Origin of the sequence: Mucilaginibacter sp. (assembly GCF_039921305.1) — a bacterium.
Taxonomy (GTDB): domain Bacteria; phylum Bacteroidota; class Bacteroidia; order Sphingobacteriales; family Sphingobacteriaceae; genus Mucilaginibacter.
In genome coordinates this window covers 45,388-61,959 of the sequence record NZ_JBDSCA010000028.1, presented here as the reverse complement: position 1 = coordinate 61,959, position 16,572 = coordinate 45,388, and the positions used below count along the sequence as shown (strand labels likewise).

12 protein-coding genes are annotated in these 16,572 nt (G+C 42.3%); 6 read left to right on the top strand and 6 right to left on the bottom strand.

Annotated features, from left to right (window positions below):
- Positions 1-19: 19 nt before the first annotated feature.
- On the bottom strand, positions 20-679 hold the full coding sequence (locus ABIN91_RS08560) for a bifunctional 4-hydroxy-2-oxoglutarate aldolase/2-dehydro-3-deoxy-phosphogluconate aldolase (protein WP_348050533.1): 660 nt from the start codon (positions 677-679) through the stop codon (positions 20-22).
- Between the two features lie 225 nt (positions 680-904).
- Here ABIN91_RS08560 and ABIN91_RS08555 point away from each other — a divergent pair, with 225 nt between their 5' ends.
- Together ABIN91_RS08555 and ABIN91_RS08550 are read left to right on the top strand one after the other, a co-directional pair.
- Positions 905-1,930, top strand: coding sequence for a sugar kinase (locus ABIN91_RS08555; RefSeq protein WP_348050531.1), 1,026 nt, complete (start codon positions 905-907; stop codon positions 1,928-1,930).
- A gap of 96 nt (positions 1,931-2,026) precedes the next feature.
- Positions 2,027-2,476 carry a YhcH/YjgK/YiaL family protein gene (locus ABIN91_RS08550; RefSeq protein WP_348050529.1) on the top strand — a complete coding sequence of 150 codons (450 nt, stop codon included), beginning with the start codon at positions 2,027-2,029 and terminating at the stop codon, positions 2,474-2,476.
- Positions 2,477-2,581: 105 nt separating this feature from the next.
- On the opposite strand, the gene ABIN91_RS08545 is transcribed toward ABIN91_RS08550, so the two are convergent.
- Positions 2,582-3,421, bottom strand: a complete 840-nt coding sequence (locus ABIN91_RS08545; RefSeq protein ID WP_348050527.1) for a phosphatidylinositol-specific phospholipase C/glycerophosphodiester phosphodiesterase family protein — start codon at positions 3,419-3,421, stop codon at positions 2,582-2,584.
- A 526-nt stretch (positions 3,422-3,947) separates the two neighbouring features.
- On the opposite strand from ABIN91_RS08545, the gene ABIN91_RS08540 reads away from it, so the two are divergent.
- Positions 3,948-6,878, top strand: coding sequence for a carboxypeptidase-like regulatory domain-containing protein (locus ABIN91_RS08540; protein ID WP_348050525.1), 2,931 nt, complete (start codon positions 3,948-3,950; stop codon positions 6,876-6,878).
- An 82-nt stretch (positions 6,879-6,960) separates the two neighbouring features.
- On the opposite strand, the gene ABIN91_RS08535 is transcribed toward ABIN91_RS08540, so the two are convergent.
- Positions 6,961-9,003 carry a M13 family metallopeptidase gene (locus tag ABIN91_RS08535; protein ID WP_348050523.1) on the bottom strand — a complete coding sequence of 681 codons (2,043 nt, stop codon included), beginning with the start codon at positions 9,001-9,003 and terminating at the stop codon, positions 6,961-6,963.
- Positions 9,004-9,179: 176 nt separating this feature from the next.
- Here ABIN91_RS08535 and ABIN91_RS08530 point away from each other — a divergent pair, with 176 nt between their 5' ends.
- The 3 genes from ABIN91_RS08530 (at position 9,180) to ABIN91_RS08520 (ending at position 11,940) form a co-directional block, all read left to right on the top strand.
- Complete coding sequence (locus ABIN91_RS08530) at positions 9,180-10,697, top strand: hypothetical protein (protein WP_348050521.1); 1,518 nt, start codon at positions 9,180-9,182, stop codon at positions 10,695-10,697.
- 345 nt (positions 10,698-11,042) lie between these two features.
- Positions 11,043-11,513 (top strand): nucleoside triphosphate pyrophosphohydrolase family protein, encoded by a 471-nt coding sequence (locus ABIN91_RS08525; protein ID WP_348050519.1) that lies wholly within the window; start codon positions 11,043-11,045, stop codon positions 11,511-11,513.
- Positions 11,514-11,589: 76 nt separating this feature from the next.
- Positions 11,590-11,940, top strand: coding sequence for a hypothetical protein (locus ABIN91_RS08520; protein WP_348050517.1), 351 nt, complete (start codon positions 11,590-11,592; stop codon positions 11,938-11,940).
- Between the two features lie 4 nt (positions 11,941-11,944).
- Here the strand turns inward: ABIN91_RS08520 and ABIN91_RS08515 are convergent, their stop codons facing one another.
- The 3 genes from ABIN91_RS08515 to ABIN91_RS08505 form a co-directional block, all read right to left on the bottom strand.
- Positions 11,945-13,597, bottom strand: a complete 1,653-nt coding sequence (locus ABIN91_RS08515; RefSeq protein WP_348050515.1) for a glycoside hydrolase 43 family protein — start codon at positions 13,595-13,597, stop codon at positions 11,945-11,947.
- 317 nt (positions 13,598-13,914) lie between these two features.
- Positions 13,915-14,913: a pectinesterase family protein gene (locus ABIN91_RS08510; RefSeq protein WP_348050513.1), complete on the bottom strand. Its 999-nt coding sequence runs from the start codon at positions 14,911-14,913 to the stop codon at positions 13,915-13,917.
- A 4-nt stretch (positions 14,914-14,917) separates the two neighbouring features.
- Positions 14,918-16,558: a glycoside hydrolase family 28 protein gene (locus ABIN91_RS08505; protein WP_348050511.1), complete on the bottom strand. Its 1,641-nt coding sequence runs from the start codon at positions 16,556-16,558 to the stop codon at positions 14,918-14,920.
- Positions 16,559-16,572: the final 14 nt, after the last annotated feature.

Sequence of the window (16,572 nt, the reverse complement as noted above, 5' to 3'; positions counted from 1 at the left end):
TAGTTTATTGGTAGGTTTATTACCTGCAAGCTTTCACTATCTCAATAGCTTCTTTTGTAGCAGCAGTTAACTCAGCATATTTTTGGTTTTCCATTACATCTTTGCTCACCAGTTTACTTCCCATACCAACTGCGCAAACACCAGCCTTAAACCAGCCAGATATGCTTTCTTTGGTCATATCAACGCCACCGGTAGGCATAAATAACAGGTTAGGGAACAATTCTTTTATTCCTGAAAGGAATGATGGACCCAATATATTACCAGGGAATAATTTGATCACTTTAGCGCCCAACTTCTCCGCACGGATAATTTCACTCGGCGTCATACATCCCGGGAACCACAAAATACCGGCTTTATCAGCAACAGGCACTACATCTTCTACCAGGCCCGGGCTAATAATATAATCAGCACCCGCATCAATAAATTTTTGTGCGGTTTCGCCGTCTTTTATTGTACCAATACCAAGGTACATACCTTTTAATTCGGTATCGCAAACCTTACGCAAAACTTTAAAGTTTTCATAAGCCGCTTCTCCACGGTTAGTGTATTCAATTGTTTTAATACCCGCTTCGTAAAGGGCGTGCAAAAGCTTCACGCTAACTTCGGGGCTTTTGTTAAAAAATAGTGGTAAAATACCTTGCTCTGGTATTAATTTTAAAAGTGTTTCTTTCTTATCCATTACAGTTGTTTTATTATTACAATACAATTGGGGCCTAAAAGTAGAAAAGAATTACGATAAACAAGGTAGATATTTGGCAATTAGTGCAATTATTTACGCAATCGTTCCCGTAATTTTTTATTATAAAAACTTAGTAATTAGTTAGGTTTAATGTATTTTTGGCACACTCCGCTTTAGCGGGATAATACCGATCACTTATTTATCAAATTTAAATCATACAAAACGATGTCTAAAAAAGTCGTAACTCTTGGAGAGATAATGTTGAGATTATCAACTCCCGATTTCAAAAGGTTTGTTCAATCAGATACCTTTGATGTTACCTATGGTGGTGGCGAAGCAAACGTAGCCGCGGCACTTTGCAACTATGGTCTAAACGGTACCTTCGTGTCAAAAGTACCCGCTAATCCAATCGGCCAGGCTGCTATTAACCACTTACGCCGTTACGGTGTTGATACTCAATTTGTGGCCCGTGGTGGTAAACGCTTAGGTATCTACTTCCTTGAAACTGGTGCTTCAATGCGTGCCTCACAAGTAGTTTATGATCGTGCTGATGCTTCTATATCAGAAGTTGAAGCCAGCGAGTTTGATTTTGATAAGATTTTTGAAGGTGCCGATTGGTTCCACACAACTGGTATCACACCGGCATTGAGCGATAAAGCCGCTGCTTTAACCTTAGCTGCTTTAAAGGCTGCTAAAGCAAAAGGTATCACTACTTCTATCGATTTAAATTACCGCAAAAAACTTTGGAGCAAAGAAAAAGCACGCCAGGTAATGACCGAGCTTTGTAAATATGTTGACGTTTGTATTGGTAACGAAGAAGATGCCGATACTACTTTAGGCTTTACAAGCGCTGGTACCGATGTAACTAAAGGCGAATTAAACCTTGATGGTTACAAAGACGTATTTAAACAAATGAAAGAAAAATTCGGTTTCAAATACATCGCATCAACTTTACGCGAAAGCCATTCAGCATCAGACAACGGATGGAGCGCTTTAGTTTACGATGGTACCGAATTCTATCATACTAAAGAATATAGCGTACGTATTGTTGACCGCGTTGGTAGCGGCGACTCATTCGCCAGCGGTTTCATCTTCGGTTTGGTAACAAACATGAAAATGAGCGATGCTGCCGAATTTGGTGTTGCTGCATCAGCAATCAAACACACTATCCCAGGCGATTTAAACCACGCTACATTAACCGAAGTTCAGGAACTGGTTAAAGGTGATGGTTCTGGCCGCGTACAAAGATAATTAGTTACAAGCTGCAAGCCTCAAGTAGTTAGCCAAAAAGGCTTGCAGCTTGGGGCTTGTTGCTTAAAGCTTATAACAAACTAAACAAGAGAAAAAATGATCATAGATACTTTAGCAAACGGCAGTCAGTACACTGCTCTACACCCGGGTTTTAAAGCCGCTTTTGACCATTTGGCTTCTATCGACCTTAACGCGCTTGAGATTGGTAAATACGAAGTAGATGGCGTTAAATATGCTGTAATGGCTAAAGATGGCGCTACTAAAGAAGCAGCCAGCGAAAAATTTGAGTGTCACGATAAGAATATCGATATCCAGGTACTCATTAGTGGGGTAGAAACCATGGGCTGGAAATCTCGTAACGATTGTACATCACCAAAAGGCGAATATAATGCCGAAAAGGACGTAATGTTTTACAACGATGCCGCCGAAATGTATTTTACCTTGCAGGCAGGCCAGTTTGTGATCTTTTATCCAAATGATGTTCACGCGCCAATGATAGGCGATGGCTTTATCAAAAAATTAGTGGTAAAAGTTAAAATAGCTTAGTATTAAGCTACTCATAAAACAAGCCCGGTTATTGAAAAAGTGACCGGGCTTATTTGTATGCGACATATTCGATATAAATCTTGATTCTGTATCTTAATTCTCTCTTTATTTCACGCCTTCTACATTCTTATCATTCAGCAAAAAATCTTTAAGCTTAACCAGCTTATCCGTATTGATCAGGTCTACCCCGCAATTTAACAACTCTTTCCAAACTGAATGGTTATCCGGCGAATCCCATAACCTAACCTTCTCGCCGTTTTTGTGGGCCATGCGCACATAATTGCATAATCGTTCACGTTGTGCTTCCGGAAATTCACCCTTGCCATTCCATTTCACTAAACGCGAGTATTTGCAACTTGCCATCTGGTAAATATCTGTAGAAACAGTATCCTGGTGTGCTTTCATTAAATCAGCATCAATAAAAGCCAGGCGACTACCCTGCTGTTTTAGCATTTTCATCGGTTTGTTCCCACTCAGTACAACTGTAATTTGCCGCTCCACAAATTTACCACCCTCATAGCCCGAAATAATAGACTTGTATTTATCCAGCAATACCTCAAGTTTACGATAAGTGCCATCCGCGCCCGATTTAATATCGATCATCAGCGTTATAGGGTATGCCGGTAAAGTAACATTGGTGGTATCGCCGTTAATCCGGTCAAACAATGGTTTAAAATACATGTTTTCCAGTTCTTTCTTTCGGCGTAACATCGGGAATATGTGGGCTACAATAAGTTTACCCCGCCGCAAATAAACATCGGCTTCTATATGGTTGTAACCATTATCCAAAGCATCAAATAATGGCCGCTTATGAAAGTAATCATTATGCGCAAAAGCATTGATCAGGGGAGTGTTTTGCGCTTGCACCTTATATCCAATAAACAGCATCAAAAACAAGGCCAATAGTATACCTTGCTTAAAGCGGGTTTGGGCTCTTTGCATCATTAATTAGGGTTTATACAAATCTATATATTTTTTGTTATTGTAATATAAATTTTACAAAAAGAAATTATATTTCCCGAGCAGAAACAAGGGGACCGTCGGGCTTTACATAAAACAGATTGCCGCAGCCATTGAACACGTTTCCGGAGATCTTTAATTTTTTGCAATTTTTAATTTGAATGGCATTTTCGGTTTGCGTAAAGGTAAACCCGTTTATAGTTGCCGAATAAGCCGGAGCGTATCATCACCAATATTAATTGTTCCCAATAGGTTTCATTGGTAGCCTAAGATATTTACATTGGGTTTTGTAAGGGTACCGAAGTAAATTTATAAGTCCCCTTATGTTATTTAGGTTTATCGTCTCAATATAAATATTATTGGCATCACACTGACGGATAAGTAATTATTAATGTATTTTTAATGTGCCTAATAAGGTAGTTAATTAAAAAAAGGGTAATATTGACTACACAAATTAAACCTTTGATTATTTAATAGTCAAAAACCTTATACTACCTATCAACCACGTACAATGCAAATTAGATCAACCGCACTCCGGCTATTTGTTCTGCTTAATTTATTCGCGACAATTGCTATTGCTCAAAAGGCTAAACCCACAACTACTTCCACACCACCGGCTACAGGCATTAATGGCCTTATTCAAAAAATAGGCGATTATAATACTAATATGCCTGCCGAAAAAGTGTTTCTGCAATTAGATAAATCATATTACTCAACCGATGATACTGTATGGTTTAAGGGATATTTAGTTAACGAGAATATAAGCTATACGCCCTTAAGCAGTCGTTTATACATTGAGCTGCTGAACGATAGCAACGCGGTTATGAAACGCTACGTTTTTCCGGTAGGCTTAGGCTTAACCTGGGGCGCAATACCTTTGGATGCCAATTATATTCGCGAAGGAACTTATACCATACGCGCCTACACCAACTGGATGCGCAATTTTGGTGATGATTACTTTTTCAGACAAAGTTTTTATGTGAATGATAAAGGCGAAAACACCTGGCTCATCAATTCGCGCCCAAGCCTTACTTCGGCAGGTGGTAAGGATAACGTTAAGCTCGATCTGAAATTTACCAGTATGGATAATACCAGCGCTGGCCTAAAGGATATCCAACTCAAAGTAATGAGTGGCAAAAAGGTATTACTACGCAATTCAGCCCAAACCGCGGCCGATGGCAGCATGAGTGTTGATTTTGCCTTACCCAACCAGGCACCGCTTAAAAACCTGAGTGTAGTTGCGCAGGATAAACTGAATAATAAACGTAAAGCATTGATACCTGTACCAATAAACCGCCAGCAAGATGTGGACGTGCAGTTTATGCCCGAAGGTGGCGCTTTAGTTACCGGCATACCATCGCACGTAGGTTTTAAAGCTATTGGGGAAAATGGTAAGGGTATCCCTATACAAGGCACTATTTATGATAATAACCATAACGAGGCCGCAACAATAAGTACGGTACGCTATGGTATTGGTACTTTTGATATTACCCCGCAACCTAATACTACCTATACTGCCGAGCTTACCTTACCCGGTGGGATTAAAAAAACAGTTGTTTTACCAACGCCGCTTAAAACAGGAACGGCCATAAAGGTTAGGAACGCGATGGATAGGGATACCATGACCGTATCTCTTTATAATACAAACGAAGAAGCTACAGCGGGCAAATATTATCTGATCGGTATGTCGCGCGGGGTGGTTTGCTATGGGGCCACGCTTAGTTTTGCCAATAATTATTTTACCACACGGATAGCTAAAAGTTTGTTTCCTACCGGCGTGGCACATTTTATACTGTTAAATGCCGCCCAGCAACCATTAAACGAAAGGGTAACATTTATTAATCATCATGACAATTTAAAGATCGATATTAAAACCGATTCCAAAACTTTTGGCGCAAGGGATAGTATACCGGTACACATTACCGTTAAAGATGCCGATGGCAAACCTGTTGTAGGTAGTTTTTCGATGGCTGTTACCGATGATAAACAGGTAAAGCCCGAGAATGCTTCATCGGATAACATCATGTCGCACCTGTTACTGGCTTCTGATCTGAAAGGATATGTAGAGAACCCCACTTATTATTTTGAGCACGATGATAATTCGTGGAAAGCGTTAGATGCTTTATTGCTCACACAAGGCTGGGTAGGGTACGATCTGAAAAAGATAGGCCAACCCATAAAAATACAATATGACCCAGAGCCTCAATTTATGGTAAAGGGTACAGTAACCAACCTGTTTAATAAACCCATGGCCAATTCAAAAGTATTGTTGCTGGCAAAAGGTAAACAATCTTTTGTTATGGATACAATAACTAACAAAGATGGCAGATTTACTTTTGACAGGTTCCCACCGATAGATAAATCAACATTTATAATCTCGGCCAGAAATGCAAGGGGCAAAGTTATTAATGGCGGTATATCTGTTGATGAAAAGAATCTATCGCCGGTTAATACCGGTAGCCCAATTATGCTTGACCCATGGAACGTTAATACCGACACAACGCTTTTAAACTTCGTAAAATCGAACAAAAGCTACCATATGGCGTTGGACAGGGCCGTAATGGGTGGCACAGGCAAATTGCTACGTGCTGTAAACATTAAGGATAGGGCGTATGTTAAAGGATCACAAAACTTAAACGGCCCCGATGGCGCCGATCAAACCCTTACCGAAGATATTTTGGTTAACGCCGGTAGGGTTAGCTTGCTGGATGTTCTTACCAGTAAAATAAAAGGTTTCCATACCAGCTTTTACAAAAGAAGCTCATTTGGTGCATCTGCAGCCAGGCGAGCGGCTTCCGCAAGCGCGAGTGACAGTGGTGGTGGTGGCGCAGGTAGCAACGGACCAAATCTGGAGTATTTTTTAAAGGACAAGCGCGTACATTTTGTGTTTGATGGTGTTGATCTGGAGCGTTTTTATGAGCCATTTGGTGGCTTACCTAATGAGCACTACGAGTATCAAAAACAATATCTTGATTATATTTCGGCCGAAGATATACTAGGTGTAGAAGTGAATTACACTAACAATGCGCGTTATAATGTTCGTAATCTGGATAATCTGGACGATTTGCTTGACGCGACGCCAACAGGCCCTTCCGGATCTGATTTTGCTTACATTGAAATAACAACACGTGCCGGTAATGGTCCGTTTATTCAAAGGGCTAACGGTATATACATTTACAAGCCTATACCTATTGCCGAGTACAAGCAATTTTACAGGCCTAAGTATCTAACCAAAGCTAACCCAACTAAATATGTTGACTTACGTTCAACCATTCACTGGGAGCCAAATGTAATAACCAGCAAAGCCGGCGAAGCTACAGTATCATTCTACGCTGCTGATAAAGCCACCAGCTATAGCATCATATTTGAAGGTTGCGATATGGCAGGCAAAGTAGGTTACCAAACTCAAAAGATCACCATAGGTGGTGGTGGAACACAGTAAACCGTCCATCATTACTAATACCAAAAGCCCTTGATCTGATGAAGATCAAGGGCTTTTGGTTTGTATCGTTATTGCGGGTGTTCTACCAAACCTTAACGCGGTCGGCTTCGGCACGGTAAAGCTTGTCGCCTGGCTTCACATCAAATGCCTTGTAAAACTCTGGCATGTTTGATAATGGGCCGTTTACACGATACATTTCGGGAGAGTGTGGATCAACACTGATACGCATTCTCAAACGCTCATCCCTGTTTTTAATACGCCATACCTGACCAAAAGACAGGAAGAAACGCTGATCTGGTGTAAAGCCATCAATCTTGGTATTGCCTTTCCCTTGTTCTGTGTTTTTGAATGCCTGGTAAGCAATAGCCAAACCACCAATATCGGCCAGATTTTCGCCTTGTGTAAGAGCTCCATTCACATGCAGATCATTCAGCACAGTGTATTTATTATACTGGTCAATAACCAACTGAACTTTGGTTTTAAACTTGGCAGCATCTTCTTTTGTCCACCAGTTTTTCAGGTTACCATCTTTATCATATTGGCTACCTTGATCATCAAAACCGTGGGTCATTTCGTGGCCAATTACAGCACCTATAGCGCCATAATTAATAGCATCATCGGCATCCTTATCAAAGAAAGGGAACTGCAAAATGCCCGCCGGGAAAACGATCTCGTTAAACGCAGGGTTGTAATAAGCATTAACCGTTGGCGGCGTCATTCCCCACTCTGTTTTATCAACCGGTTTGCCCATCTTTTCAACCATACGTTTGTAGTTGTGTATCGCTATCGATTCGTTGTTCTTGTAATAAGTGCCCTTATCAATAGTTACATCATCATAGTTTTTCCATTTATCAGGGTAACCTATCTTTTTAGTAAAAGCATCTAATTTGGCTATAGCTTTTGTTTTAGTTTCCGGACTCATCCAGTCTAATTTTTCGATACGTGAATGATAAACAACTTGCAGGTTGTTTACCAAATCAAGCATGCGTTTTTTGGCATCAGCGGTAAAATATTTGTCTACGTATAGTTTACCAAGCAATTCGCCTAAACCACCATCAACAGTAGTCACCATCTTTTTCCAGCGTTCTTTCTGTACTTTTTGGCCATTTAATGTTTTGCCAAAAAACTCAAAGTTGGCATCTCTAAACGCTTTGCTTAATGAGTTTGCCGAACCGTTCAACTGGTCAAACTTCAGTTTCTCTTTCCAGATAGCAATTGGCTCCGATTTAAGCAAACCATCCAATGCCTTAAAGTATTTAGGCTGACCAACCAGTACTGTATCGGTTTTAACATCCAAATTGCTCAACACTTTTTTCAGGTCAATATCAGGTACTTGCTTTTGAAAATCGGCTACCGTAAACTTGTTGTAATTGGCAACCGGGTCGCGCAATTCAACAGGTGTTAAATGCGATGCTGCTATGGTTGTTTCCAGTTTTAAAATATCATCGGCGTTTTTAGTGGCTGTAGCAGCATCAGCGCCAGTTAATGTGAATAGCTTGGCTATATACTTTACATACTCCTTACGGATAGTTTCGCTGGCAGCATCAGTCTTAAAGTAATAATCGCGATTAGGCAGGTTCAAACCATCCTGAGTAAAGTTAACCGCGTATTTGGTGCTTATTCTATCATCGGGAGCAATACCAAAGCCAAATAATTCGCCGTCACCTGTTTTGTAGCCACTACTAAGCATATCTACCATTTGCTTATAATCAGTTAAAGCATCAATTTTTGCCAACTGGGGCTTGATAGGATCAAAGCCTAATTTTTCAATGGCTACAGTATCCATACCGCTGGCATATAAATCGCCAACCTTTTGCTCTGCACTACCAGCCGGGTTACTTCCGGACGCTAATGCCTCAAGCGTGGTACGCAGGTTTTTCTGATTATCATTATACAGCGTGTAGAACGACCCCCAACCGGTTTCAGAAGCAGGGATCTCTGTTGTTTTCATCCAGTTGCCGCTGGCGTACTGGAAAAAGTTATCACCCGGTTTAACGGTGGTATCCATCCCGGTTTTATCAAAAAACACGGTACGTGCAGGTACATCCCCGGTTTTTGACTTGTTTGTGCACGACACAGCAATTACCGCAGGAATTGCAAGCCATACATAAGAATTTACTTTCATAGTAATTAATTGTTTTTAAAAGAGGGTCAGTGAAATTTAATACTGTTTCAGTTAACAGACTTTAAATCTACAAAAAAGAATCGCGTATTTACAAACGAGCCATGTAAAGCCTGCGTTACTGCCATAAGCCCAAAAATCTTTATCTTCGCCCTGTTCTGGTTAAACAGGTTAACATTATGCCCCAAAACTCATCTATACGTGGTTTTTTATCGCGACATGCCGATTCGCTCATCGCAGCCGCGCTTGGCTTTTTTGTGCTAACTTTTTATACCCGCTATAGCGGCATCGGCATCTCGCCCGATTCCATTATGTACATCAGCGGGGCGCGCAACCTTAACGCCCATAAAGGCTTTACCTATTTTGGCGATAAACCATTAGTCGCATTCCCGCTCTTCTTTCCAACATTCTTAGGCATCCTGTTATACATAACCGGTATTGACCCAGTAGTTATGGGGCCCGTATTAACCGGGCTCATCTTCGGCTGCGTTATTTTCCTTACGGGATTCATCCTCGAACGGTTTACCTTTCCATCCAAATGGTACAAGTGGTTCATTCTGCTGGCCATCGCGTTAAGCCCGTCCCTACTCGAGATCTACTCCATGCTTTGGTCCGAAACCCTGTTCATCCTCTGGACGCTCATTTTCGTCATTGCGTACCATCATTATATCAAGAGCCATACATTCGGTTCTTTAGCAATCGTAGCCATTATTACCGCCTTTGCCTGCGTAACACGTTATGCAGGTGTTACCCTGATCGGGACGGGTGGCATGCTCCTCTTATTCGATCCTCAGCTCAAGCTCAAAACCCGCATAGGGCACATTGCCATGTTCGTGGTAATAGCTTCCTCGCTGCTGGCAACCAATTTGATCCATAATGCCCTGGTAACAAATACCGGAACCGGGCCACGTTATAAATCGCTAACCTCACTTAGCGAAAACATGCACTACTTTGGCACTGTAATGGCCGATTGGTTTACCCTGTCGTCGCACCAATATAACCTGGCCTTTACCATAACTTTACTATTGGTACTGGGCTTTGTGGCGGGCTTCTTTTACCATGCCTTCCGCAAAAAAACGACCTATAAAACTTACGAGAATATCCTTATCGCCTTCTTCGTGGTGTATGCTCTGTTCATGATCATTTCCGCAACCATCTCCCGTTACGAGCGGCTCAACAACCGTTTACTTGCACCTCTGTTTATCCCCTTCCTCATCGGGTGTTCTTATTGGGTAGTACCGTTCATCCGCAAACAGCAGGTAAAAGTTAAACGGATGTTCTATGTACTCAGCCTGGGCATCGCCCTGCTCTTCCTTTACGGCGAATACCAGATCGACTACCAACGTTACGATGATCAATGCGATTACGGCACACCCGGCTATACTGATGACGACTGGAATAAATCCGAACTGATCAAGGTAATGAAAACCCACCCGCAGCTCTTCAATCCATCATACCCAATATATAATAACGCTTGCGAAGCCTTCTATTTTTTCACCGGCAAAAGCTCCGAGTACATCCCCAAACCAACCGAGCCAAAACAGCTCAGGCAATTTGATACCAAACCGCACGGCTACATCGTCATGTTCAACAACCTGCCCGATCCCGCCCTGCTCACCATACCGCAAATCCAGCAGCGTAAAAAGCAGTTAAAAGCCCTGTATCAGTTCGAAGATGGCGGCATCTACGAGTTTTAGATACGGCGATGTTATAATAACTCCATAAACCTTAACAACCTAACTAACTATTGGGGGGGATAAAGTAGGTTTTTTTATGTCTTGATTCCTGATTCTTACTTCTTGCATCTCTCAAGGGGGGATAAAGTAGGTTTTTCAATCACATCTTCCCTGTCTGCCTACATCTTCCATCAAAGCTTAGCTTTCCCTACAATATCGCGATTTTTCACCACATTTCCAAACCTAATCCCCGTAAACTAAACAATATAACAGTCTAAATTAAAACACGTTCAAAAATTCAGTTCCTACTAACTTGCGCCAATTCCAGTAATTTTATATCTTAACCACCCAATCCAGATCACACCCATGCAAGACCTCAACTCACTCAACCAGGTAGCCGAATTTCACCGTACCTTTAAACACCCCGCACCAGCCCAACCCGCTATCCCATCCAAAGAACGCTGTGCCCTGCGGGTATCATTACTGGCCGAAGAGTTGAAAGAGTTACAGCAAGCCATTGATGATAACAACATGGTTGAAATTGCCGATGCTTTGTGCGACATACAGTACGTACTATCAGGAGCCGTTTTAGAATTTGGCTTAGGCGAAAAGTTTAAAGAGCTGTTTGACGAAGTCCACCGCTCCAACATGAGCAAGGCCTGCAAAACTATAGAAGAAGCCAACCAAACTATGGACCATTATTTGGCAAAAGATAACACCGAATCGCATTATAAAGAAGAGGATGGCCTTTTCCTGGTTTACCGCACAGCCGATAATAAAACCCTTAAATCTATCGCTTATTCACCGGCATCGCTGCAAGCTGTTCTAAGTAAATAATATATCCTAAAAAGAGATTTATTGATTATATTAATTGAGCAACAAACATTAAATATCTGTTTGTTGTTCAATTAACATGGCGCCTTTACATTTCACTTTAAGTAACCGGCTTAAACTAATGGCTATCCCCGATACCCAGGCTCACCTGGACGGGCATACCATTATTACCTATACCTACAGTATTTTTTTAGATATTGATGCCGGCAATCCATTGGTTAGCCGCAGTAAAGAAAGTACCCTGCACCTCGAGAATATTGAAGACCCTAACTATTACGGCTACATCACCTTTGAAAGGCCCGGCAGTATTTTTAGCTACACGCCGGATGGTAAACAATTTTTAACCCGCGACGAGGTAGAAGAAGTAATAGAACACCTGAGCGACATTAGAGATAATCCCTCCTTATGGATAGAGCCAGGCAAAAATTAATCAATTACTTTACCGCCTCTACCCTAAACCAATCAAAATCGGCAAAGCCCGAATCATTGATCTGTGTAGCGCGCGTACAGAATATCCCAACTTTACACCCTATCCAACGGCCAACTTCGGCCTGGAACTCGTCGCCCGCGTCGGTAAACTTCACACCATCCAAACTATAGCTAAAGCGGCATTTAGTACCCGCCGTAACTTTTACCCTAAAATAAACAGTAGGGTCGGTAACCTTCATTAGCACATCTTCCTTTTCAGGCTTGCCTTTTTCAGCATTCTTACAGTTGATAGAAACCAGGCATATGCCATCTTTTTTACTCTTCAATGCCAACCCGGCGTAGCTAAAACCCATCACAACCAAACCCGCGCGCTCGTTTTCCAGCTTAGCATTCGGTTTAAAAGTAAACTTGGTGGTAGCCATAAACTCATCAGCAGGAGTTTTTTGCAGTAGTACATTGGGTGCGTCCCAAAGGTTTCTAATCGTATCAGGAGCCATATAGCTAAACAACCTTAAATAACCGGCATTGGTAGTAGCGTACCAGGTTGATTTAGGGTTAGCCATCCATTGCCATTGCAAACCCAATTTCACATCATTAAATTCGTCGCTTTCCGCGGGTGTCGTTATCGGGTAAACCTTGCCAACATTTGGCTTTTTATAAACCGATACAGGCTCTCCTTTGCCGGTATTTTTTGGGTCAAGCCCGATAACAGGCCAGTTGTTAACCCACTTCATGGGTTGCAAATGCGTTACACGCCCGTAAGGCCCTTTATCCTGAAAATGCAAAAACCAATCTTCGCCGGTTTGGGTATCAACCCAGGCACCCTGGTGCGGCCCGTTAGTGGCAGATTTGCCCTGGTCCATCACCACCTTGCGCTCATAAGGGCCATATATATTTTTAGATCTCAGCACCAATTGCCAACCTGTAGGTACGCCACCTGCTGGGGCAAAAATGTAATAGTATCCGTTACGCTTGTATATTTTGGGCCCTTCAACAGTAGGGTCGGTTTCGTGCCCATCAAAAACCATTACACCTTCGTCGGTTACCTTAGTGCCTTCGGTATTCATTTTATTAACCGTTATAATACTTTTGATACCCGCCCTGCTACCGGCCCATCCATGCACTAAATAAGCCGAGCCATCCTCCTCCCACAAAGGGCATGGGTCAATCAATCCAGCACCCGCGTAAACCATCACCGGGTTACTCCACGGCCCGGCAGCATTTTTGGCTTTGACAACATAGATCCCATAATCCGGATCAGGGTAATAAATATAAAACTCACCGTTATGGTAACGGATAGCAGGTGCCCAAACACCATCGCCATGGCGTGGCTTATTAAAATGATCAAACGGCGGCTGGCGCGTTAAAGCATGGCCAATAATGGTCCAGTTAACCAGATCGTTTGAATGCAGTATTGGTAATCCCGGTATATCCTCAAAACTTGATGAAACCAAATAAAAATCATTCCCAACCCTTATCGCATCCGGATCGCTGTAATCAGCATTTAATACCGGGTTCTTATAAGTACCATTCCCCAGGTCAGCCACCCAAACTTTAGATACATACTGAGGCCCGGCAGCAACCGGAGCAACAGTCTTCTTTTGGGCAAAAACGATGGATGATAGTAAGATGATGAGGGCGGTAAAATATAGCTTCATAGGTTTGTTATTGGGTAATCGGTTTATATTACAATAATACACCAAAATGCAACCGGTTGCTAGTTCATTCGTGCGCATTTCTTTTAATTTATGAATAAGAAGCGGCGGCCAAGTACAATTCAACTCTCGATAGGGAATAGCTTATAAAAAGACATCTGTATTTAAAAAGCAGGGTTTGTGCTATTCCTTCCCAACGGAAGGTTGTAGGAGGGGTTTGTGCGTTATGCATCCTAGAAACCCCTCTGCCATTGCACACAAGCCACCGCACCCATGCTCCAGAGTCAATCATGCTAATCAAAAGTTCCCCCTTTAGGGGGTTAGGGGGCTGTGCTGTTGCTTGGATTCCAGTTCCTTAAAATATTAGCCAGCGTATATTCTTTAACTTCCTTATCCGTTAACTGGTGGCTCCAGGCAACCCGTTTAGAAACATTGGCACCCGCGCCATAGCTTTTATATTCCGTATAAAAAGCGGTTTTATCCTTATCGGGAAACATATTATCCCCTTTCCAGGGGTTCCAGCCTTCCGGGATAATTTGCTTGCCAATTTCTGTACGGATGTAAACCGTTTTGGCGTAACTCCGCCACGGCCTGCCCAGATAGGCTTTATGTACCGATGTATCCGCGATCAGCTTGCAATCAAAAAACACATAGCCAAACTTTTGTCTTTGCGTGGTTGATGCGGCCGTAGTAAACGAAGCGGTCAAGTTTTTAATGGTACAGCTTTGAAAAACGCAGGTAGCCTCACCAAAAATAAAATCGGTAGTACCTTCAATATAACAGTTATTATAATACTGCCTGCTGGCTTCATTGCTGGTAAATAAAGTATCCTGATTGCCTAATATCCGGCAGTTTTCAACCACACACCTGTCCCCCTCAACATGCAGCGCAACAGCTTGGCCAACACGGCCGGCCGTGTTTTCAATGGTCAGGTTTTTAGCTGTAAAATCATTCCCCTGCACCAATACTGTGTACGATGTATAAGTAGTGAACGTAGGTTTCCCAAACATATCCTTACCACCCGGAACAGCCTTGCCCGAGTAATCGTCGTTGGTAATAATTGTATTTTCTTTATCCTCGCCCAACAGGGTTATTTTAGTTTTCCAGGTAGGCACAACCACTTTTTCGTGATAAACCCCCTTCTTGATATGGATAGTAACATACTGCCCAAAATCACGCACAGAGTTTACGGCTTCCTGTATGGTTTTGTAATTGCCGCTACCATCTAAAGCCACGGTAATATCCTTCGGATAAACCGGCCCATGCGCCATTAACCTTGCAGTACTTAAAAGCAAAAAGAAAACAAATAACCTTTTCATATTCTTATTTAATGGTCAGCATTTTTTCATTAGCGCCTGCGCTGAATTCAGCTTTGTTTTTGGCATTGGCAGTGTTGGTTTTTGTAACCTGTATATTGCCGCTACGTTCGCCCTTTACACTTAACAATTGCTCGGCATTGGCATACTTAATACCATCCAGGTTAATGTTAGTGCTGTTCTCGATATTGATGAGCGGTTTGGTATCCTTGCTTTCAATTGTAATATTTTTCAGGTTAATGTTATTGGCTTCAATCAGCTCAATACCTTTATCAGCTTTCAAAACCATATCGCTCAGGTTAATATTTTTGATGCTCATTTCAGGTAACCCCCTAACCAGAATAGCCCTGCCCGCGCCATTACAAACCACGTTATTCACATAAAAGTTTTTGAACTGAGGTGTGCTCTCATCTACTTTCGGGAAATCAGCAGACTTCATTCCTAACGTTGATCCTGCTTTACTCATATAATACATATCAAACAAAATAGCCTCGCCTAAAATATCGCGCATGGCAATGTTTTTAATGTAGATATTCTCAACCACCCCACCACGGCCGCGGGTTGTTTTAAAGCGCAAGCCAATGTCAGTACCAATAAAGGTACAATCGGTAACGAAAATATTTTTGGCTCCGCCGCTCATTTCGCTGCCAATTACAAAACCACCATGTGCGCGGTAAACAATGTTATTTCTCAAAGTCACATTCTCGGTAGGCATACCACGTTTGCGGCCATCCGCGTCACGGCCCGATTTAATGCACAAACCATCATCGCCCGCGTCAAAAGTGCTGTTTTCAACCAAAACGTTTTTACAGCTTTCAATATCTATCGCGTCGCCATTTTGCGCATTCCATGGGTTACGTACGTGCACATCGTTCAAAGTCAGGTCCTCGCACATCAAAATATGCAAACACCAGTTAGGTGAGTTTTGAAAAGTAGTAGCACTTAACAACACCTTTTTACAGCTGGTTAAAACCACCATATTAGGGCGGAAGAAATCTTTATATGCAGCATAATCATTCAAACTTTTGCCTGCCTGTATCGTGCTCACATCTTTAACCGCGTTACCTTTGGCATACCCTTCTGATGGGTACCAGCTTTTCCCATTCTCACTCACAATACCGCCCGATGCTACCAGCTTTTTCCACTCACCTTCAGTCAACCTGTCTTTACCAATAGCGCGCCATACATTGCCCGCGCCATCAACAATACCCCCACCTGTAATAGCTATATTTACCAGGTTACTACCCGATATTGGCGATTGGTTGCGCACCGCTGGTTTGCCTTCGTAATTACCTTCAACCAATGGGTATTGGCTTTTATCATCGGTAAACTGTACCATAGCGGCACGGCTTACATGTAAGTTCACGTTGCTTTTCAATACAATAGGGCCTGTCATCCATAAACCTTGCGGTATTAAAACCACGCCGCCGCCCTTAGCGCTGCACGCTACTATTGCCGAGTTAATGGCTTTAGTATTCAGCGTAATACCATCCGCAACAGCGCCATATTTTACAATATTGAAAGTGTCCTTTTTAAATACAGGCACTTCGGCCTTAGGCAAATTGCTCCACGAGTAAGGTTGGGTTTGCGCCTGTGCCCCCATCGCGAAAGCTGCTAAACAAAAAGAAACGGCCAATAATTTTTTCATGATCTATTTTATGT